The 20,651-nt window shown below is 59.8% G+C and carries 16 protein-coding genes; 7 read left to right on the forward strand and 9 right to left on the reverse strand.

Translation table 11 applies throughout. The features are described 5' to 3' along the window. Nucleotides 1-260 precede the first annotated feature (260 nt). The 7 genes from KW848_RS21165 (at nucleotide 261) to KW848_RS21195 (ending at nucleotide 10,112) form a co-directional block, all read left to right on the forward strand. Nucleotides 261-1,421, forward strand: coding sequence for an efflux RND transporter periplasmic adaptor subunit (locus KW848_RS21165; RefSeq protein WP_111451329.1), 1,161 nt, complete (start codon nucleotides 261-263; stop codon nucleotides 1,419-1,421). Continuing rightward, nucleotides 1,418-4,519, forward strand: a complete 3,102-nt coding sequence (locus KW848_RS21170) for a multidrug efflux RND transporter permease subunit (protein WP_218537968.1) — start codon at nucleotides 1,418-1,420, stop codon at nucleotides 4,517-4,519. The genes KW848_RS21165 and KW848_RS21170 overlap by 4 nt, the downstream gene beginning before the upstream one ends. Before the next feature lie 9 nt (nucleotides 4,520-4,528). Further along, complete coding sequence (locus tag KW848_RS21175; protein WP_111451327.1) at nucleotides 4,529-5,206, forward strand: heavy metal response regulator transcription factor; 678 nt, start codon at nucleotides 4,529-4,531, stop codon at nucleotides 5,204-5,206. Continuing rightward, on the forward strand, nucleotides 5,196-6,560 hold the full coding sequence (locus KW848_RS21180) for a heavy metal sensor histidine kinase (protein WP_111451326.1): 1,365 nt from the start codon (nucleotides 5,196-5,198) through the stop codon (nucleotides 6,558-6,560). Before KW848_RS21175 ends, KW848_RS21180 begins: the two co-directional genes overlap by 11 nt. A 168-nt stretch (nucleotides 6,561-6,728) precedes the next feature. Further along, on the forward strand, nucleotides 6,729-6,953 hold the full coding sequence (locus KW848_RS21185) for a hypothetical protein (RefSeq protein WP_218537969.1): 225 nt from the start codon (nucleotides 6,729-6,731) through the stop codon (nucleotides 6,951-6,953). A 195-nt stretch (nucleotides 6,954-7,148) separates the two neighbouring features. Further along, a complete protein-coding gene (locus KW848_RS21190) occupies nucleotides 7,149-8,468 on the forward strand; it encodes an OprD family porin (RefSeq protein WP_218537970.1) in 1,320 nt (439 codons plus the stop codon). A gap of 147 nt (nucleotides 8,469-8,615) precedes the next feature. Beyond that, on the forward strand, nucleotides 8,616-10,112 hold the full coding sequence (locus KW848_RS21195; RefSeq protein WP_218537971.1) for a sensor domain-containing diguanylate cyclase: 1,497 nt from the start codon (nucleotides 8,616-8,618) through the stop codon (nucleotides 10,110-10,112). Nucleotides 10,113-10,169: 57 nt separating this feature from the next. Here KW848_RS21195 and lpxC read toward each other — a convergent pair whose 3' ends face one another. The 9 genes from lpxC to murD all read right to left on the reverse strand — a co-directional run bounded on the left by lpxC (nucleotide 10,170) and on the right by murD (nucleotide 20,649). Then, nucleotides 10,170-11,081 carry a UDP-3-O-acyl-N-acetylglucosamine deacetylase gene (gene lpxC / locus KW848_RS21200; protein WP_008147525.1) on the reverse strand — a complete coding sequence of 304 codons (912 nt, stop codon included), beginning with the start codon at nucleotides 11,079-11,081 and terminating at the stop codon, nucleotides 10,170-10,172. A 112-nt stretch (nucleotides 11,082-11,193) separates the two neighbouring features. Next, entirely contained in the window at nucleotides 11,194-12,387 is a 1,194-nt protein-coding gene (gene ftsZ / locus KW848_RS21205; RefSeq protein WP_133840314.1) for a cell division protein FtsZ, read from the reverse strand. Between the two features lie 75 nt (nucleotides 12,388-12,462). Then, the gene (gene ftsA / locus KW848_RS21210; protein WP_046048247.1) at nucleotides 12,463-13,722 is read right to left on the reverse strand and encodes a cell division protein FtsA; all 1,260 of its coding nucleotides are present in this window, start codon (nucleotides 13,720-13,722) and stop codon (nucleotides 12,463-12,465) included. 14 nt (nucleotides 13,723-13,736) lie between these two features. Next, on the reverse strand, nucleotides 13,737-14,606 hold the full coding sequence (locus tag KW848_RS21215; protein ID WP_056740930.1) for a cell division protein FtsQ/DivIB: 870 nt from the start codon (nucleotides 14,604-14,606) through the stop codon (nucleotides 13,737-13,739). A gap of 4 nt (nucleotides 14,607-14,610) precedes the next feature. Continuing rightward, on the reverse strand, nucleotides 14,611-15,579 hold the full coding sequence (locus tag KW848_RS21220; protein ID WP_218537972.1) for a D-alanine--D-alanine ligase: 969 nt from the start codon (nucleotides 15,577-15,579) through the stop codon (nucleotides 14,611-14,613). Beyond that, nucleotides 15,576-17,036, reverse strand: coding sequence for a UDP-N-acetylmuramate--L-alanine ligase (gene murC, locus KW848_RS21225; RefSeq protein ID WP_218537973.1), 1,461 nt, complete (start codon nucleotides 17,034-17,036; stop codon nucleotides 15,576-15,578). Before murC ends, KW848_RS21220 begins: the two co-directional genes overlap by 4 nt. After that, complete coding sequence (gene murG, locus KW848_RS21230) at nucleotides 17,029-18,099, reverse strand: undecaprenyldiphospho-muramoylpentapeptide beta-N-acetylglucosaminyltransferase (RefSeq protein ID WP_111451318.1); 1,071 nt, start codon at nucleotides 18,097-18,099, stop codon at nucleotides 17,029-17,031. Before murG ends, murC begins: the two co-directional genes overlap by 8 nt. Beyond that, the gene (ftsW, locus tag KW848_RS21235) at nucleotides 18,089-19,306 is read right to left on the reverse strand and encodes a putative lipid II flippase FtsW (RefSeq protein WP_111451317.1); all 1,218 of its coding nucleotides are present in this window, start codon (nucleotides 19,304-19,306) and stop codon (nucleotides 18,089-18,091) included. Before ftsW ends, murG begins: the two co-directional genes overlap by 11 nt. Next, on the reverse strand, nucleotides 19,303-20,649 hold the full coding sequence (gene murD / locus KW848_RS21240; protein ID WP_218537974.1) for a UDP-N-acetylmuramoyl-L-alanine--D-glutamate ligase: 1,347 nt from the start codon (nucleotides 20,647-20,649) through the stop codon (nucleotides 19,303-19,305). The genes ftsW and murD overlap by 4 nt, the downstream gene beginning before the upstream one ends. Nucleotides 20,650-20,651: the final 2 nt, after the last annotated feature.

The raw sequence follows: 20,651 nt of genomic DNA on the forward strand, positions 1-20,651 counted from the left end.
CGGGCCCGGTCAGCGAGCCGCGAAAGGCGGCAGTATACCTGTCTCGGGAGTCGCAAGCTTCAAGCAGCAAGCGAGTCCGTCGGGTTTGTGCTGACTGACACACCGGCCGGCGCACATCTGGGGGAGTCAGCTGTCAGGCATACCAAGCCCAAACTGACAGCGCCGTCAGTTAGCAGTCACCTCGCTGACCGGCGAACAGGTTTATAAAGGAAGATACAAACCTGAAAAAAACCGACCCACAGCCCCGGCGCCCCACTCGCATGCGAATTCAGAAAAAACCCGCCTTGCTCGCAGCCCTTCTGATCGTTCTGGCAGCGCTGGGCCTGTGGTACGCCATCAAGCCCGCTACCACCAAACTGACCGCGCCCACGGCGATCCCCGTTCGGGTAGTGAGCGTCACCGAAAAAGACGTCCCCCGCTACGTCAGCGGCATCGGCTCGGTGCTGTCCCTGCATAGCGTTGTGGTGCGCCCGCAAATTGACGGCATCCTCACCAAATTATTGGTCAAGGAAGGCCAACTGGTGAACAAAGGCGACCTGCTCGCCACCATCGACGACCGCGCGATCCGCGCCAGCCTCGATCAAGCCCGGGCGCAACTCGGCGAAAGCCAGGCGCAGCTGCAAGTCGCACTGGTCAACCTCAAACGCTACAAACTACTGAGCGTGGATGACGGCGTATCCAAACAGACCTATGACCAGCAACAGGCGTTAGTCAACCAACTCAAAGCCACCGCCCAAGGTAACCAGGCCTCGATCGACGCCGCGCAAGTGCAGCTTTCCTACACACAGATTCGCTCCCCGGTGACCGGTCGCGTCGGTATTCGCACAGTGGATGAAGGCAACTTCCTGCGCATGACCGACGCTCAAGGCCTGTTCACGGTGACCCAGATCGACCCGATCGCCGTGGAGTTCTCCCTGCCACAGCAAATGCTGCCGACCCTGCAGGGACTGATCAACGACCCACAGCACACGCCGGTCAAGGCTTATATCGGCGCCGACACCGACGGGGAAACCGGCAACCTGCTCGGCGAAGGTCATTTGACCCTGATCGACAACCAGATCAACGCCAACACCGGGACCATCCGCGCCAAGGCCGAATTCGCCAACCCCGCACAGAAACTCTGGCCGGGCCTGCTGGTAACGGTAAAGATTCAGACAGCACTGGATAAAAATGCGCTGGTGGTGCCGCCCACCGTCGTACAACGTGGCCTCGATCAACATTTCGTCTACCGGGTCAATGGCGACAAGGTTGAAGCCGTTCAGGTGCAGATGGTTTATCAAGGCAGCGGCCAGGACCTCATCAAAGGCGTGAAACCGGGCGATGTGCTGGTCAGCGACGGCCAGTCGCGGCTCAAGCCCGGCTCGACCGTGCAGGTAGTGACCGACCCACCGCAAGTGGTGCAATCGGAGCCGAAACCATGAAGGGCCATGGCTCGGTTTCCGCGTGGTGCATCGATCATCCGGTGGCGACGGTCCTGCTGACCTTTGCCTTGGTGCTGCTCGGTGTCATCGCCTTTCCGCAACTGTCGATTGCGCCACTGCCGGAAGCAGAATTCCCGACCATTCAGGTGGCCGCGCAACTGCCTGGCGCCAACCCCGAAACCATGGCCTCGTCGGTGGCCACGCCGCTTGAAGTGCAATTCAGCGCCATCCCCGGCGTGACCCAAATGACCTCGAGTAGCGCCCTGGGCTCGACCATCCTGACCCTGCAATTCACCCTCGACAAAAGCATCGACACCGCCGCCCAGGAAGTCCAGGCCGCGATCAACACCGCCGCCGGCAAACTACCCAAAGACATGCCGAACCTGCCGAACTGGAGGAAGGTCAATCCGGCCGATAGCCCGGTGCTGATCCTCAGCATCAACTCGCCGCAAATGCCCGGCACCGAGGTCAGTGACCTGGTGGAAACCCTGCTCGCCCGTCAGATCAGCCAGATCGACGGCGTAGGCAATATCAACATCACCGGTCAGCAACGTCCGGCGATCCGCGTGCAGGCGTCGGCGGACAAACTCGCCGCCATTGGCCTGACCCTGGCAGACATTCGCCTCGCGATCCAGCGGACCAGCCTCAACCTGGCCAAGGGTGCGTTGTACGGCGAGTCGAGCATTTCGACCTTGTCCACCAACGACCAATTGTTCCACCCCCAGGAATACGGTCAGCTGATTGTTTCCTACAAGGACGGCGCACCGGTTCATCTCAAGGATGTAGCCAAAGTCGTCAACGGTTCGGAAGACGCCTACATCCAGGCCTGGGCTGACGGTCAGCCGGGGGTGAACCTGGTGATTTTCCGGCAACCGGGAGCCAACATCGTCGAGACCGTGGACCGTATTCAAGCGGCCCTGCCGACGCTAGAGGCCATGCTGCCGGCATCGGTGCAGGTCAAAGTGTTGATCGACCGCACCCAGACCATCCGTGCTTCGTTGCATGAAGTGGAGGTCACCCTGCTGATCGCAATCCTGCTGGTGGTGGCGGTGATGGCGCTGTTCCTGCGGCAGTTATCGGCGACCCTGATCGTGGCGTCGGTGCTCGGTGTGTCGCTGATCGCCAGTTTCGCCCTGATGTACATCATGGGTTTCAGCCTGAACAACCTGACGCTGGTGGCGATCGTGGTGTCCGTCGGGTTTGTGGTGGACGATGCGATTGTGGTGGTGGAAAACATTCACCGTCACTTGGAAGCCGGCGACGACATGCGCGAGGCGGCGATCAAAGGTGCTGGCGAGATTGGTTTCACCGTGGTCTCCATCAGCTTTTCGCTGGTGGCGGCGTTCATTCCGCTGCTGTTCATGGGCGGCGTGGTCGGGCGGCTGTTCAAGGAATTCGCCCTGACTGCCACTTCGACGATCATGATTTCGGTGGTGGTCTCGTTGACGCTGGCGCCAACGCTCGCCGCGCTGTTCATGCGCGCGCCGGTGCATAACGCCCACAGCAAACCCACGTTTGGCGAACGCTTGCTGGCAGGCTATGAAAAACTTCTACGCCGCGCCCTCGCCCACCAGAAGCTGATGATCGGCGTGTTCGGCCTGTCTCTGGGCCTGGCGATTGCCGGTTACATTTTTATCCCCAAGGGCTTCTTCCCGGTGCAGGACACCGGTTTCGTCCTCGGCACCACCGAAGCGGCCGCCGATATTTCCTACGGCGACATGGTGAAAAAACACCTGGCGATGGCCGAAATCGTCGCGGCGGATCCGGCAGTCGCGGCGTTTTCCCACTCGGTCGGCGTCTCTGGCAGTAACCAGACCATCGCCAACGGTCGCTTCTGGATCTCTCTGAAAAAACGCGGCGACCGCGACGTCTCCGCCAGTCAGTTCATTGACCGGATACGTCCGCAACTGATGAAAGTCCCGGGCATCGTGCTGTACCTGCGCGCCGGGCAAGACATCAACCTCAGCTCCGGTCCGAGTCGCGCGCAGTACCAATACGTGCTCAAGAGTAACGACGGGGCACTCCTGAGCACCTGGACCCAGCGCCTGACGGAAAAACTGCGCGCCAACCCGGCGTTCCGTGACATTTCCAACGACCTGCAACTGGGCGGCAGCATCACCCACATCAGCATTGACCGTAGCGCCGCCGCACGTTTCGGCCTGACCGCCAGCGATGTCGACGAAGCGTTGTACGACGCCTTCGGCCAGCGGCAGATCAATGAGTTCCAGACCCAGACCAACCAGTACAACGTGATTCTGGAACTGGACACCAAGCAGCGCGGCAAGGCCGAAAGCCTCAACTATTTCTACCTGCGCTCGCCCCTGAGCGGGGAAATGGTGCCGCTGTCGGCCCTGGCCAAATTCGACGCGCCAACGGTCGGCCCGCTGTCCATCGCCCATGACGGCATGTTCCCGGCGGCCAACCTGTCGTTCAATCTGGCGCCCGGTGTGGCGCTGGGCGATGCGGTGATCATGCTCAATCAGGCCAAGACCGACATCGGCATGCCGGTGGCCATCAGCGGTAATTTCCAGGGCGCGGCCCAGGCGTTCCAGAGTTCGCTGGCCAGTCAACCATGGCTGATCCTGGCCGCGTTGGTGGCGGTGTACATCATTCTCGGCGTGCTGTACGAGAGCTTCGTCCATCCGCTGACCATCATCTCGACACTGCCGTCGGCGGGGCTCGGCGCGGTGATCATGTTGTGGATTTGCGGGCAGGACTTTTCGATCATGGCGCTGATCGGGCTGGTGTTGCTGATCGGGATCGTGAAGAAGAACGGCATCCTGATGATCGACTTCGCCCTCGAAGCGCAACGCAAGGGCGGGCTGTCGCCGGAGGAAGCGATCTACCAGGCCTGTATCACACGATTCCGGCCGATCATCATGACCACCCTCGCCGCCCTGCTCGGCGCGCTGCCATTGATGCTCGGTTATGGCACCGGCGCCGAACTGCGCCAGCCCTTGGGGATCGCGGTCGTCGGCGGCTTGCTGGTGAGCCAGGCGCTGACGTTGTTCACCACGCCGGTCATATACTTGTGGCTTGAGCGGCTATTCCATCGGCCTAAGCCAACGCCACATCCGGCTCTGGCGACCACAGACTGAGGCGGGGTCATGCGCGTTCTGATTATCGAAGACGAAGAAAAAACCGCGGATTATCTGCACCGCGGCCTGACGGAACAGGGTTACACCGTGGACCTGGCGCGCGACGGCGTTGACGGCCTGCACCTGGCGCTGGAAAGCGACTACGCGGTGATCGTCCTCGACGTCATGCTCCCGGGCCTCGACGGCTTCGGCGTACTGCGCGCGTTGCGTGCGCGCAAGCAAACCCCGGTAATCATGCTCACCGCCCGCGAACGTGTGGAAGACCGGATCAAAGGCCTGCGCGACGGTGCCGACGATTACCTTGGCAAACCGTTTTCCTTTCTGGAACTGGTGGCGCGCCTGCAAGCGCTGACCCGCCGCAGCGGTGGTCATGAACCAGTGCAGGTGAGCATCGCCGACCTGTGGATAGATTTGATCAGCCGCAAAGCCACCCGTGCCGGCACGCGCCTGGACCTGACCGCCAAGGAGTTCTCGCTATTGAGCGTGCTGGCCCGCCGTCAGGGTGAAATCCTGTCGAAAACCGCCATTGCCGAAATGGTCTGGGACATCAATTTCGACAGCGATGCCAACGTTGTCGAAGTCGCGATCAAACGCCTGCGCGCCAAACTCGACGGGCCGTTCGAAGAGAAACTGCTGCACACAATTCGTGGCATGGGTTATGTGCTGGAGAGCCGTGGTGTCCAGTAACTCAATCGCGCTACGCCTGAGCGGGATGTTCACGCTGGTGGCACTTTTGGTGTTTCTGTTGATCGGCTGGGCGCTGTATCAACAGGTCGATAAAGGCCTGGGTTTGTTGCCCGAGGCTGAACTGGACGCGCGCTACAGCGTGCTTGAATCCACGGTCGGGCGTTATGGCACGCCCGAGCATTGGGTGAAGATCAACAACAAGCTCAAGCTGCTCGGCGAAGAAGACAAACGCATCAGCTTCTGGATCATCAGCGGTGATCCGCACTACGAATACGGCAACCTGACGCCGCAGATTCGCGCCTTTGCCGAAGGCCCGCTGGGCATGCGCGACTTGAATCTTGCGGATCAGCCTTATCCGCTGAAAGTGCTGGTCAGTCAGTTCCCGGCCAAGGATCAACGCCCGCCGTTGCGCTTCATGATCGGCATCGACACCGAGACGTTTTTGCAAACTCAGCACCATTTGCTGGTTGCCCTGATCAGCCTGGCGATCATCGGCGTGTTGCTGGCGTCGGCCCTCGGTTATTGGGTGGCGCGGATCGGCCTCAAGCCGCTGATCAAGTTGTCCCAGGAAGCCCAGCGGCTGGCACCGCCGTTGTTGTCCGGTCGCCTGCAATTGTCGCCGCTACCGCCGGAACTGAATCAGTTCGTCAATTCGTTCAACTCGACACTGGAGCGGGTCGAACAGGCTTACTCGCGCCTTGAGTCGTTCAACGCGGACGTGGCCCACGAACTGCGCTCGCCCCTGACCAACCTGATCGGCCAGACCCAGGTTGCGCTGACTCGCGGGCGATCCGCCGAACACTATTTTGAAGTGCTGCAATCGAACCTTGAAGAGCTTGAGCGACTGCGCTCGATCATCAACGACATGCTGTTCCTCGCCAGTGCAGACCAAGGCAGCAAAGCCACCAAACTGACCTCCACCTCGCTGGCCGATGAAGTGGCCACGACCCTGGAGTATCTGGATTTCATCCTTGAAGACGCGCAGGTTCAGGTGCAGGTCAGTGGCGATGCCCAAGTGCGGATCGAGATCGCTCATCTGCGCCGGGCGTTGATCAACCTGCTGAGCAACGCGGTGCAGCACACCGAGCCTGGGCAAGTGATTGAGGTGCGGATCGAGGTTGAGGAGCATCAGGTCAGCATCGGGGTTGCGAACCCTGGATCGCCGATTGCCAGCGAGCATTTGTCGCGGCTGTTTGAGCGTTTTTATCGGGTCGATGCATCGCGCAGCAACAGTGGAAACAACCATGGCTTGGGGTTGGCGATCGTCAAGGCGATTGCACTGATGCACGGCGGGGACGTGTTTGTGCGCAGTGATCACGGCATGAATACCTTCGGCATCCACCTCCCCGTCTGATCCAACCCGCCCCTCAGAAGCCACCTCACCAGAGGACATGTTCAATTCGGCCACCTACTGTTGCTTTAAGCGCAACAGTCCTTTCATGAATCCGCTCTTTTTCCCCTCTCCAATCCCCCTTATCTTGGCCCCACCAAACAGCACTTGCCAAGCAAGAAGGTTTTAAAGATGTCCAACACTATGGGTATTGCCAGCGCTTTCGTTTTGTCCTCTTTGTTTCTGTCTCCGTTCGCCATCGCTGAAGAGTCGCAGACGTTCGTCGCGCAAAACTCCGCCCGCGCTGCTGCATTCGAACAGTATCAGAGCGAAATGACAGCCAAGGCCCAGGAAGCTGCGCAAACCCCTCAAGCGTCGAGCACTCAGACCCTGCCAGTGGTTGAGAAAGACAGCTGATTGCCCCGTATCACTCTGTTTCCCTCGACACTTTTCATCGGCTCTTCCCTTTGAAAAGTTGTCTTCAAAGCCGCTGCTATCAGCGGCTTTTTTTCGTTGTGGTTTTAAACAGCTTTAGTTCGTCTTCCCTAACAAGAAACATCCTGAGTCTCAAAACAATGAGGCTCTAAGTTGACCCAAGGAGCTTTACCGCTAGTGCGTTTCCCTCTCAGATTCAGCCCGTTATTCATTGCAATCGCTGCAACGGTGACGCCTGCCGCTCACGCCGCAGACGACTCAAACGCCGAAGGTTTCGTTGAAGGATCGAGCCTCAACCTCAACGCCCGTAACTACTACATGAACCGCAACCGCCTGCAGCACACGGACGACAACATTGAATGGGGCCAGGGTTTCCTTGGCCTCTTCGAATCGGGCTACACCCAAGGCACCGTCGGTTTCGGCGTTGACGCCCACGCCATGCTCGGGCTCAAGCTCGACGGCGGTGGCGGCACTGATAATTCGAGCATCCTGCCGGTCAGCGATGGCAACGGCAAAGCGCCAGGTTCGTTCTCAACGGCGGGTGGCACACTGAAAATGCGTGCCTTCGACACCGAACTGAAGGCCGGTGACTTGTTTCTCGCCAACCCGGTGATCGCCGGCGGCGAAACCCGCATGCTGCCCCAGACCTTTCGCGGCGTCAGCCTGACCAACCACAGTTTTGACGGCTGGATGATCGAAGGTGGCCAGGCGAGTTTCACCAAGCCTTACAACCAGAGTGGACACACCCGAATCGGCACGTCCTACGGCAGCCTGGCCGACGGTGACGAAAGTAAGCACCTGAATTGGGCCGGCGTGGCCTGGAGCGGCCTGCCGGGGTTAACCAGCAGCCTCTATGCTTCCGAACTCAAGGACATCTGGAACCAGTATTACTACGACCTGGATTACACCTACGCCTTGAACGATCTGGTCAGCCTCAACCCGGGTCTGCATGCCTATCACACGCAAGACACCGGCAATGCGCTGCTGGGCCACATCGACAACAACACCTACAGCCTGCATTTCACCGTGGGCGTGGGCAATCACAGCGTTACCGCGGCCTATCAGCGGGTCAACGGCAACACACCATTCGATTACATCAGCCAGGGCGACAGCGTCTACCTCGACAATTCCCAGCAGTATTCGGACTTCAACGGCCCGAACGAACGCTCATGGAAACTCAAGTACGCCTACGACTTTGTCGGGCTCGGCCTCGCCGGCCTGACCTCGGCGGTCTCTTACTCCCAAGGGGAACTGGACCTGACCAAGGTCGACCCGGACAGCCCCGGTTATGCCTCGTGGTACAGCGCTGATGGCAAAAACGCCAGGCACTGGGAACGCGACATCGATCTCAAGTATGTGGTTCAGGGCGGCAAGGCCAAAAACCTGGCGCTGCGTCTGCAATGGGCGACCAACCGTGGAGGCAACGGCTACGGCGTACTGGATCAGGACACCGATGAATACCGGGTGATCGTCGACTACCCGCTCAATGTCTTCTAAGCTTCTATAAGTAAAAGGCCAGCATGTTTTGCTGGCCTTTTTTTTATCCGGGATTTATACAGGCGCTCCGAACGCAAAGGGTATCTGGGATTCTGCCTGAGTCTTGCAAAACACTTTCATAACGCCTCATTAGCAGAAGTCAGAACCATGAGTGTGAGCACTGCAATTTCTCACCATCCGATCCGGTCGACGCGATCGGAGCAGCTTCTGCTTCTCGGCAGTTTGCTGCTGGTGATTGCGATATCAAGCATCGTGACGTTCCTGCTCATTCGCGAACGCGCCAATGCTGAACACTCCGCCACTCGCGCAGCCACCAACATCGTGCAACTGATCGACGCCGACGTGCTGCGCAATGTCGAACTCTATGACCTGTCCTTGCTCGGCTTGATCGCCGCCTCCCAGCGTGAAGACCTCAAGAACGTTTCCCCTGCCATCCACCATCTGGCCTTGTTTGACCGCGCCACTGCCGCGCCGTACAAGGGCGACATTTTGTTGCTGGACAACAAGGGCGACGTGATCGCCGACTCGGCCTCGGTAGAGCCCAGAAAGGGCAATTTTGCTGACCGCGAATACTTTCAGTCGCACGTGAACAATAGCGACCCGAGCATGTTCATCAGCCGTCCCTTCCGTTCCAGACTGCCTGAACATGAATGGCGAATCAGCTTCAGTCGCCGGGTCAGCGGCTCACAGGGTGAATTTCTTGGCGTGGCCGAAGCCGCCATGCGCTTGAGTTATTTCGATCAACTGTTCAACAGCTTGAGCATCGGTCGTGACAGCTCGGTCAACCTGATCAGCTCGGACGGGATTCTTCTGGCCCAGGAACCCCGCTTGGCCGAAGAGCTGATTGGCAAGGACTTCAGCAACCGTCCCAACTTTCAGCGCATCGTCAAGGAAGGCAACGGCAGCTTCACCAGTGTTTCAAGCCACTATAAGGACAAACGCCTGTACACGTTCTCCAAGGTGGGCAACTTGCCGTTGATCGTCATCGTTGCACTGTCCAGTGATGAAGTGTTTGCGTCGTGGAAGCGCACGGCGGTGGTGGTCAGCGTTGCGACTATTGCGCTGTGCATCGGCTTGCTCTGGCTGACTTGGCTGCTCAGCCGGGAACTGCGCCTGCGCCACAACGCCGAACAGGAGCTGGCGCAACTGGCGGCCACCGATGCCTTGACCGGCCTGGCCAACCGCCGAACGCTGGATCAGGTCCTGCGTCATGAGTGGTTCCGCGCTCAACGTTCCGGCCAGCCATTGTCGCTGCTGATGATTGATGCCGACCATTTCAAAGCGTTCAACGATCGTCATGGGCATCAGGCTGGCGACGATGCGTTGCGCTCGGTGGCCAAGGTGATCTCCGACAATGTGAGGCGACCAGCCGATCTGGTCGCCCGTTATGGCGGTGAGGAGTTTTCGGTGATTCTCGCGGAAACCGACAGCCAGGGTGCGCAACAGATTGCCGAACACATCCGCGCGACAGTGGAACAATTGCCGCTGGTGGCAGGTGCCGAGTCGCCAATTACTGTCAGTATCGGTATCAGCACCTGGACCACCTGCGCCGAGATCAGCCTGGAACAGCTATTGTTTGCAGCGGACAAGGCGCTGTATCAGGCCAAGGAAAGTGGGCGTAATCGGGTGGTTTGTGCGGATTAGAAGGCATAAAAAAAGGCCACCCGAAGGTAGCCTTTAAAAACTAGAGAGGTTTTTTACTTACACGGCCGCAACTGGACGCATGTAAGAGATCGGTGCAGTGCTGGCGTCTTCGAAAGTCACGACTTCCCAAGCATCTGTCTGCTCAATCAACTTGCGCAGCAGCTGGTTGTTCAATGCATGTCCGGACTTGAAGCCCTTGAACTCACCTATCAGGCTATTGCCCAGCAGGTAGAGGTCACCAATTGCATCGAGGATCTTGTGCTTAACGAATTCGTCTTCATAGCGAAGGCCGTCTTCGTTCAGTACACCATCCGCGTCGACCACAATAGCGTTTTCAACGCTGCCGCCGAGTGCGAGGTTGTGCTTGCGCAGGTACTCGATATCACTCATGAAACCAAAGGTACGGGCGCGGCTGACTTCTTTTACGAACGAAGTGCTGGAAAAATCCACGCTTGCACTTTGTGTGCGGTTACGGAAAACCGGGTGATCGAAATCGATCTCGAAACTCACCTTGAAGCCTTCGAAAGGGACGAAAGTGGCGCGCTTGTCGCCGTCTTCCACTGTCACTTCCCGCAGGATCCGGATGAACTTCTTCGGTGCGTCCTGTTCTTCCAGGCCGGCCGATTGAATCAGGAATACGAAAGGTCCAGCGCTACCATCCATGATCGGAACTTCAGACGCGGAGAGCTCGACGTAGGCGTTATCGATGCCCAGGCCAGCCATGGCCGAGAGCAAGTGCTCCACCGTATCCACTTTAGTGTCACCACTGACCAATGTGGTCGACATCGTGGTTTCACCAACGTTTTCCGCGCGGGCAGGAATCTGCACCACAGGGTCGAGATCGGCACGAACAAACACAATGCCGGTGTCGATAGGTGCGGGCTTGAGGGTCAGGTATACCTTTTCCCCGGAGTGCAGGCCTACACCTGTAGCACGGATAATATTTTTCAGTGTGCGTTGTTTAATCATGGCTTGGGCCGCTTCAGCGCAAATTGCGAACTGGTATCAACAAAGGCTGGCGATGATAGCAGACCAGACCTTTGCTGAACACCAATCACCTTCATAGCCCTGATACATTCCATTAATCGGCCTGACGACGCAGGAAAGCCGGGATGTCCAGGTAGTCCAGATCATCTTGCGGGTTCATCTTCGCGGCAGTCGCAGCACCGGCCTGAGCCTGGTTGCGCATGACGGTCGGACGGTCCAGGTCACGATAGTTCACAGCAGGCGCTTCCTGACGCGAAGGCGCTTGTTGCTGCGGTTGCGAAGTCACGGAGGTGTGCATGGTGTTGTCGATAACCTTCACAGGCTTCTCGATTTTCGCGCCCAAACCAGTGGCTACTACTGTTACGTGCAGCTCGTCGCGCATGTCCGGATCGATAACGGTACCGACCTTGACCATCGCGTGCTCGGAAGCGAAAGCTTCGATGATGCTACCCACGTCGGAGTACTCACCCAGGGACAGGTCAGGACCGGCGGTGATGTTCACCAGGATGCCGCGTGCACCTTGCAGGTTCACGTCTTCCAGCAACGGGTTGCGAATGGCCGCTTCGGTGGCCTCGCGTGCACGGTTCGGACCGCTGGCGCAGCCAGTGCCCATCATCGCCATGCCCATTTCGCTCATCACGGTACGCACGTCGGCAAAGTCGACGTTGATCATGCCCGGACGCTTGATGATGTCGGAGATACCGCGAACGGCACCGGCCAGTACATCGTCGGCCTTGGCGAATGCGGACAGCAGGCTTGCGTCCTTGCCAAGAATGGTCAGCAGCTTCTCGTTGGGAATGGTGATCAACGAGTCGACGCTTTCAGACAGCAGACGGATGCCTTCATCGGCGATCTGCATGCGCTTGCGACCTTCAAACGGGAACGGACGAGTCACCACCGCAACGGTGAGAATCCCCATTTCCTTGGCCACTTCAGCAATGATCGGCGCAGCACCGGTACCGGTACCACCGCCCATGCCAGTGGTGATGAACACCATATTGGTGCCCTGCAGGACTTCGGCAATGCGCTCACGATCTTCGAGAGCGGCCTGACGACCTACTTCAGGGTTGGCGCCAGCGCCGAGACCTTTGGTCACGCCGGTGCCCAGTTGCAGGATGGTCCGCGCGCCGATGCTTTTCAGCGCTTGGGCATCAGTGTTGGCGCAGATGAATTCAACGCCTTCAATGTTGCTCTTGACCATGTGGTTGACGGCGTTGCCGCCGCCTCCGCCAACACCGATAACTTTAATAACCGGGCTTGCGGGGATGTTGTCTACGAGTTCGAACATTTTCCCTCTCCTTTCATTTCTCTAGTTTTTTCGCCTACTGCTTTTTGCTGCGGTCTTGCGGTGCTGCGTAAATCTTTAGAAGTTGCCTTGTACCCAGCTCTTGATGCGATCGAGCAAGGCGGCTTTCGGTTCTTCATTGCTGTAGCTGTCGCGGCTGCTGATGCCCGAGAACGAAATCCCGTCGGACTGCTTCTGCAGGCCGTACATCAACAGGCCAACGCCGGTGGAATAAATCGGGTTGCGGACCACATCGTCCAGGCCCTTGACGCCATGCGGCACGCCCAGGCGGACCGGCATGTGGAAGATTTCTTCGGCCAGTTCGACTGCGCCTTCCATCTTCGACGTACCACCGGTCAGCACGATGCCGGCCGGGATCAGGTCTTCGTAGCCACTGCGACGCAGTTCGGCCTGGATCAGCGTGAACAGCTCGTCGTAACGCGGCTCGACCACTTCGGCCAGGGCCTGACGGGACAGCTCGCGCGGTGGACGGTCGCCAACGCTTGGAACCTTGATGGTTTCACCGGCACCGGCCAGTTTGGCCAGGGCGCAGGCGTAGCGAATCTTGATTTCTTCGGCGTACTGGGTCGGGGTGCGCAACGCCATGGCGATGTCGTTGGTTACCTGGTCGCCCGCAATCGGGATGACCGCGGTGTGACGGATCGCACCTTCGGTGAAAATCGCGATGTCAGTGGTGCCGCCACCGATGTCCACCAGGCACACGCCCAGCTCTTTCTCGTCGTCGGTCAGGACCGAGTAGGCCGAAGCCAGTTGCTCGAGAATGATGTCGTCGATTTCCAGGCCGCAGCGACGCACGCATTTTTCAATGTTCTGTGCGGCATTGACGGCGCAGGTGACCACGTGAACCTTGGCTTCCAGACGTACGCCCGACATGCCCAGAGGCTCACGAACACCTTCCTGGTTATCGATCACGTAATCCTGCGGCAGGGTGTGCAGCACGCGCTGGTCAGCCGGGATCGCTACAGCCTGGGCGGCGTCGAGCACGCGCTCGAGGTCGGCGGCGCTGACTTCGCGATCACGAATCGCCACGATGCCGTGGGAGTTCAGGCTGCGGATATGATTGCCCGCCACGCCGACGAACGCCGAGTGAATGCGGCAACCAGCCATCAGCTGCGCCTCTTCGATCGCGCGCTGGATCGATTGCACGGTGGACTCGATGTTCACCACCACGCCTTTCTTCAGGCCACGGGACGGATGGGTACCGATCCCGACGATTTCCAGCGTGCCGTCGTCCGAGACCTCGCCGACCAGCGCCACCACCTTGGAGGTGCCGATATCGAGACCGACGATCATTTTGCCGCTTTGCACGTTTGCCATGGTCCTGCCTCTTCTTAATTCTTCGCGACAGCGGGTTGGGCTGTCGTGGGCGCTACAGGTTCCCGCCAGCCAACAGCGAGGCCGTTGGCGTAGCGCAGATCGATGCGCGCAATGTTCGTAATCTGTTCTTTAAGCGTCTTGTCATAGATGGCAATGAAGCGGCGCATCTTTTCCAGCAGGTTGCCGCGTCCCAGCAACAGTTCGATTCCCGGACCCGCGCTGCCGGCGCCGGTGGTCAGGAACCAGCTACCTCGATCACGCAATTCCAGGCGTGCAATCGAGAAGCCCAACGGCCTGAGCATCTGGCTCAGCACCTGGTATTGCTGCATCACTTGCTGTTGGGCCCGTTGTGGGCCGAACAGCTGTGGCAAGTGTTCGTAGTTCGCCAGCTCACGCGGGGTGAACGCCTGGCCCTGGTTGTTCAACAGCGATTCATCCCCCCAACGGGCCACCGGCAGTTGTTCTTCCAGGCGGATCACCACTTGATCCGGCCACACCCGGCGTACTTCGGCGTGGGCAATCCATGGCATCGTTTCAAGCTCGGTACGCATGCTCTCCAGGTCGATGGTGAAGAAGCTCGACGCCACGTACGGGGCGATCCGCTGCTGCACCGCTTGCTGGCTGATGTAACTCAAGTCGCCCTGCACGTTGATCTTGGTGATCGGCCGGTCGGCGTACGGCAGCAATCGCTGTGCGCCTTCGTAAGTACCGAAACCCAGTGCGACCAACAGCACCGGCCAGAACAGGCTTTTCAGAAAACCAAAATTGGCTTTCGGCAGGCGCGCAGACATCGGCTCTTTGGCCACCATTCGGCTGGCACCCCGCGGTACCGGCTTGCGGCCGGGTGGTGCGGAGGGCTGATGTCTCAGCTGTGCGCCTTGCATGGTCTTAACCTCGCGGCTCGTTGTTGCCGGCAATGCTGGCGGCCAGAATCGCCAGAACCAGTTGCTGGAAATCCAGACCGGCAGCACGGGCCGCCATCGGCACCAGACTGTGATCGGTCATGCCCGGTGCGGTATTGACTTCCAGGAACCAGAACTGCCCGTCGGCGTCCTGCATCACGTCAGCCCGGCCCCAACCGGCGATACCCAGCGCCTCACAGGCTTTCGCCGTGAGGTCCATCAGTTCTTTTTCTTTGTTGCTGTCCAGGCCACACGGAATCCGGTACTGGGTATCGGAAGCCACGTACTTGGCGTCGTAGTCGTAGAAGCTGTGCGTCGTGCCCAGGGCAATCGGTGGCAACACCTGGTCACGCAGGGTGGCGATGGTGAACTCCGGACCTTGAATCCATTGCTCGACCAACACTTGCGAATCGTAGGTACTGGCCGCTTTCCACGCGTCGATCAACTCCGACGCGGAGGTCACTTTGGCCATCCCGATACTTGAACCTTCATGGGCCGGTTTGACGATCAAAGGGAAGCCCAGTTCCGTCGCCGCCGAAATACAATCGGCCTCGCTGCTCAGTACCGCATGGCGTGGCGTCGGAATACCCAGGCTGTGCCAGACCTGTTTGGTCCGCAGCTTGTCCATGGCCAGCGCGGAAGCAAGAATGCCGCTGCCGGTGTACGGAATACCCAGGCATTCCAGCAGGCCCTGCATGCTGCCGTCTTCACCGCCACGACCGTGGAGAATGATGAAGGCGCGATCGATTTTTTCGTTCAGCAGACGCTGCAAAAGATCATCGCCTACGTCGAGACCAAACGCGTCCACACCGGCGCTTAGTAGCGCGTCGAGAACCGCATTACCCGACTTCAGGGAAACCTCACGCTCGGCACTCTTGCCGCCGAAGAGCACGGCGACGCGGCCGAAATCTTTCGGCGCAATCGTGGAGACGAGGTTGGCGTAAGCAGCAGTCATTTCAACTTCCCCACAGTCGGCGCAGCAACGGCGCCTGCGAACAACGGACTTTTCAACAGTTTCGGTGCAAGACCACCGATGTCACCGGCGCCCTGACACAGCAGGATGTCGCCAGCACGCAGCAGCGGCTTGACCACCGGCGCGAGGTCGACACCGCGCTCGATATAGATCGGGTCGAGCTGACCGCGCTGACGGATGCTGTTGCACAGCTTGCGGCTGTCTGCACCCGGGATCGGTTCTTCACCGGCCGGGTAGACTTCCATCAGCAGCAGGACGTTGGCGTCGGCCAATACATTGACGAAATCGTCGTACAGGTCACGGGTGCGGCTGTAACGGTGCGGCTGGTAGACCATCACCAGACGGCGTTCCGGCCAGCCACCGCGCACGGCTTTGATGACCGCGGCGACTTCGGTCGGGTGGTGACCGTAGTCGTCGACCAGCATCACGCTGCCACCGTCTACCGGCAGTTCGCCGTAGACCTGGAAGCGTCGGCCGACACCCTGGAACCCGGACAGGCCCTGGACGATGGCTTCATCGCTGACGCCTTCATCGGTGGCGATGCAGATGGTTGCCAGTGCGTTCAACACGTTGTGGTTGCCCGGCATGTTCACCGATACATCCAGCGGATCGCGATCAGGACGCAGCACGGTGAAGAAGGTCTGCATGCCCTGTTGACGCACATTGATCGCGCGCACGTCGCAGTCGTCGCCGAAGCCATAAGTGACGGTCGGACGTTTCACCAACGGCAGGATTTCTCGCACCACCGGATCGTCCAGGCACACCACCGCCAGACCGTAGAACGGCAGGTTGTGGAGGAACTCGACGAAGGTTTTCTTCAGTTTGTTGAAGTCACCGTCGTAGGTCGCCATGTGGTCGGCGTCGATGTTGGTGACCACGGCCACCAGCGGCTGCAAGTGCAGGAAGCTGGCGTCGCTTTCGTCAGCTTCAGCGATCAGGTAACGGCTGGTGCCAAGCTGGGCATTGGTGCCCGCGGCATTCAGACGGCCACCGATCACGAATGTCGGGTCCAGGCCACCGGCGGCAAACACCGAAGCGATCAGGCTGGTGGTGGTGGTTTTGCCATGGGTACCGGCAACGGCGATGCCGTGACGGTAGCGCATCAGCTCAGCCAGCATTTCAGCGCGAGGCACCACCGGAATGCGGCGCTCCAGGGCCGTGGCGACTTCCGGGTTGGACGTGTTCACGGCACTGGAGGTGACCAGCACATCGGCGTTCGCAGCGTTCTCGGCGCGGTGGCCGATAAAGATCTGGGCACCGAAGGACTCGAGACGCTCGGTCACCGGCGAAGCTTTCAGGTCGGAACCGGACACTTCATAGCCCAGGTTCAACAACACTTCGGCAATGCCGCACATGCCCACGCCGCCGATCCCGACGAAGTGGATGCGACGGATGCGGCGCATTTCCGGTTGCGGCATGGCTTTCTGATTCTCAACCATGGGCCACCTCCAGGCAGGTATCGACCACGTTACGGGTTGCATCGGGTTTGGCCAGGCGGCGTGCCGCGGTGGCCATGGCGGTGAGTCGTTGTGGTTGCATCAGGACCTCTGTCAGGCGTGCGGCAAGATCCGCTGCGCCAGTCGTTCTTTGCGGCATCAGGAAGGCAGCGCCTTCACGGGCCAAATAATCGGCGTTGCGGGTCTGGTGATCGTCGATCGCATGGGGCAAAGGCACCAGCATCGAGGGCAGACCGGCGGCGGCCAGTTCACTGATGGTCAACGCGCCTGCGCGGCACACCACCAGGTCGGCCCAGCCATAGGCTTGGGCCATGTCTTTGATGAAAGGCTGCACTTGCGCCTCGACGCCAGCCGCGCGATAGCGCTCTGCAGTCACTTCATCGTGGTTTTTGCCGGCCTGATGAAACACTTCCGGGCGCAGGTCGGGGGCGACTTGCGACAGGGCTTCAGGCAGCAACTTGTTCAACGGTTCTGCGCCCAGGCTTCCACCCAGGATCAGCAAACGCGCCTTGCGACCGGCCAGAGCCTGTCGCGGTGTTTCGAGGAACAGCTCGGTGCGCACCGGGTTACCGGTGGTCCGACGGCTGCCCGACAGGGTAAAGGTGTCGGGGAACGCTTCACAGACTCGGGCGGCCAACGGCACCAGCAACCGATTGGCGGTACCGGCCACGGCGTTCTGCTCGTGAACGATCACCGGCACGCCAGCCAGTTTGGCGGCAACACCACCAGGGCCGGTCACAAAACCACCAAAGCCGACGACACACACCGGCCGCAGCTGACGAATGATCGCCCGCGCCTGCCAGATCGACTTGAGCAACATGAACGGCGCCTTGAGCAGGGACAATTTGCCCTTGCCACGCAATCCGCTGGCATTGATCCGATGCAGTTCGATGCCGGCCACCGGAACCAGATCGTTCTCGATGCCGCGCGGTGTCCCGAGCCAATGCACGGTGTAACCACGGGCCTGGAATTCGCGAGCACACGCCAGCGCCGGGAACACGTGGCCACCGGTGCCGCCCGCCATGATCAATACGTTAGCGCCCATGGGTCGGCTCCTCGGCGAAGTCGCTCTCATGGAATTCCATCTCTTCGCTGCCCAAGTGGGTTCGACTTTCCCATTCAATGCGCAGCAACAAGCCGAGACAGGCACAGCAGATCACCAATGAGCTACCGCCGTAACTGAGGAACGGCAGGGTCAGACCTTTGGTTGGCAGCAGACCGACGTTCACCCCGATGTTGATCAGGAACTGACCAATCCACAGGAACGACAAGCCGTACGCGATGTAGGCGGCGAAAAACTGCTTGGCCTTCTCGGCCCAATAACCGATGTACATGCCACGAATACAGACAAAGACGAACAGCGCTACCGTGCACAAAGAACCGACGGCACCCAGTTCTTCGGCCAGGACCGAGAACACGAAGTCGGTGTGGGCTTCCGGCAGGTAGAACTGTTTCTGCACGCTGTTGCCCAGGCCAACGCCCAGCCATTCGCCGCGACCAAAAGCGATCAACGCTTGAGACAACTGATAGCCGGCACCGAACTGGTCGGCCCACGGATCCGCAAAGTTGGTCAGGCGCGCCATTCGATACGGCTGCACTTGAATCAGCAACACCACCGCTGCGACCGCCAGGACAACCATCAAGGAAAAACGGAACAGGCCGACCCCGCCAAGGAACAGCATCGCAGCAGCAGCCCCCATCATCACGACGGTGGCACCGAAGTCCGGCTCCATCAGCAACAGACCCGCCATTGGCAGCAGAACGATGAACGGCTTGAAGAAGCCCATCCAGCTTTCACGCACTTCTTTCTGGCGACGCACCAGGTAACCGGCAAGGTAAATAACGACAAATACCTTGGCGATTTCCGACGGCTGAACGTTGAAGAAACTGAAGCCGATCCAGCGCATCGAACCGTTCACTTCACGGCCGATCCCCGGGATGATCACCATCACCAGCAAACCGAACGCACCAATCAGCATTAACCAGCCCAGGCGTTGCCAAGTGGCGATCGGAATCATCATGGTGACGACGCAGGCACCGAGGCCCAGCACGATGTAGATAAGGTGGCGGATCATGTAGTACAGGGCGCTGCCCGACTGCACAGCTGCCACTTCGGTCGAGGCCGATGCAATCATGACCAGCCCGAGGCCGATCAATGCCAGGCAGCCGGCGAGCATCGGGAAGTCGAGGTCGATGCCGCGCCCGGTGATGATCGGCGACGGGTACGGCTTGATGATGTTTCTCAGGCTCATACCAGATCCTCCACTGCGCGGACGAACTGGTGACCACGGTCTTCGTAATTCTTGAACATGTCGAAACTGGCGCAGGCCGGCGACAACAACACGGCGTCGCCCGTCTCTGCGATGGCGCGGCATTGCTCGACCGCTTCGATCAGCGAGTTGACGCGAATCAGTGGCACGGCATCGCCGATGGCCTGAGCGATCAGCTCGGCGTCACGGCCTATCAGCACCACCGCGCGGCAGTTGGCCGCCACCGGATCACGCAAGTCCTTGAACTCGGCACCCTTGCCGTCGCCACCGGCGATCAGCAGGAGTTTGCCGTCAATGTCCGCGCCCAGGCCTTCGATGGCAGCCAGTGCGGCGCCGACGTTGGTGGCTTTGGAATCGTTGTAGTAGCTCACGCCATTCAGGTCACGGACCCACTGGCAGCGATGCTCAAGCCCGGCGAAGGTACGCAGGCTCGACAGCATGGCGTCGAACGGCAGGCCGACGGCGTGGCCCAGGGCCAATGCCGCCAGGGCATTGGACTGGTTGTGGGCACCGCGAATTTTCAACTCGCGCACCGGCATCAGGTTCTGGAATTCGAAGGCCAGGTACTTCTCGCCGTCTTCTTCGCGAATACCGAATGCCTTGAAATCAGGTTTGCTCAAACCGAAGGTCCAGCATGGCTGACCTTCGCCAATCAGCGGACGGCTCAGGGCATCCTGACGGTTGACCACAAACTGCTTGGCACCCCGGAAGATCCGGTGCTTGGCCAGATGATAAGCCGGCAGACCGCTGTAGCGGTCCATGTGGTCTTCGCTGACGTTGAGCACGGTCGCCACTTCGGCGTTGAGTTGATCGGTGGTTTCGAGCTGGAAGCTCGACAGTTCCATCACGTACAGCTCGACGTCGTCGCTGAGCAGGTCCAGTGCCGGTGTACCGAGGTTGCCGCCAACGGCGACTCGCTTGCCGGCCGCCGCAGCCATCTCGCCGACCAGTGTGGTGACGGTGCTTTTTGCGTTGGAACCACTGATGGCGACGATCGGCGCCTTCGCGTTACGTGCGAACAGCTCGATGTCACCGGACAATTTCACGCCACGGGCGGCGGCAGCCTGCAGGGCCGGGGTCGCCAGCGCCAGGCCGGGGCTCACGTAGAGCTCGTCGGCGCGGCACAGGAATTCGACGTCCAGCTCGCCACAACGCACTTCCACGTGCGGATAGTCACGCTTGAGCGTGGCCAGTTCCGGTGGATTTTCCCGCGTGTCGGCGACAGCAAACGACGTGCCCCGGTTCGCCAGGAAGCGAACCAGGGACATGCCGCTCTTGCCGAGGCCGACAACGATGCGGAAGTGGTCAGAAGCGATCAGAGACACTC

The organism is Pseudomonas sp. PDM25 (assembly GCF_019219045.1).
Taxonomy (GTDB): Bacteria; Pseudomonadota; Gammaproteobacteria; order Pseudomonadales; family Pseudomonadaceae; genus Aquipseudomonas.

Excerpts from the sequence above, each read along its gene's own strand:
- KW848_RS21165 (WP_111451329.1), top strand. The coding sequence starts at position 261 with ATGCGAATTCAGAAAAAACCCGCCTTGCTCGCAGCCCTTCTGATCGTT.
- KW848_RS21215 (WP_056740930.1), bottom strand. The coding sequence starts at position 14,606 with ATGCAAGGCGCACAGCTGAGACATCAGCCCTCCGCACCACCCGGCCGC.
- KW848_RS21220 (WP_218537972.1), bottom strand. The coding sequence starts at position 15,579 with ATGACTGCTGCTTACGCCAACCTCGTCTCCACGATTGCGCCGAAAGAT.
- ftsA (WP_046048247.1), bottom strand. The coding sequence starts at position 13,722 with ATGGCAAACGTGCAAAGCGGCAAAATGATCGTCGGTCTCGATATCGGC.
- lpxC (WP_008147525.1), bottom strand. The coding sequence starts at position 11,081 with ATGATTAAACAACGCACACTGAAAAATATTATCCGTGCTACAGGTGTA.
- murG (WP_111451318.1), bottom strand. The coding sequence starts at position 18,099 with ATGGGCGCTAACGTATTGATCATGGCGGGCGGCACCGGTGGCCACGTG.
- ftsW (WP_111451317.1), bottom strand. The coding sequence starts at position 19,306 with ATGAGCCTGAGAAACATCATCAAGCCGTACCCGTCGCCGATCATCACC.
- KW848_RS21175 (WP_111451327.1), top strand. The coding sequence starts at position 4,529 with ATGCGCGTTCTGATTATCGAAGACGAAGAAAAAACCGCGGATTATCTG.
- KW848_RS21185 (WP_218537969.1), top strand. The coding sequence starts at position 6,729 with ATGTCCAACACTATGGGTATTGCCAGCGCTTTCGTTTTGTCCTCTTTG.
- KW848_RS21170 (WP_218537968.1), top strand. The coding sequence starts at position 1,418 with ATGAAGGGCCATGGCTCGGTTTCCGCGTGGTGCATCGATCATCCGGTG.
- ftsZ (WP_133840314.1), bottom strand. The coding sequence starts at position 12,387 with ATGTTCGAACTCGTAGACAACATCCCCGCAAGCCCGGTTATTAAAGTT.
- KW848_RS21195 (WP_218537971.1), top strand. The coding sequence starts at position 8,616 with ATGAGTGTGAGCACTGCAATTTCTCACCATCCGATCCGGTCGACGCGA.
- murC (WP_218537973.1), bottom strand. The coding sequence starts at position 17,036 with ATGGTTGAGAATCAGAAAGCCATGCCGCAACCGGAAATGCGCCGCATC.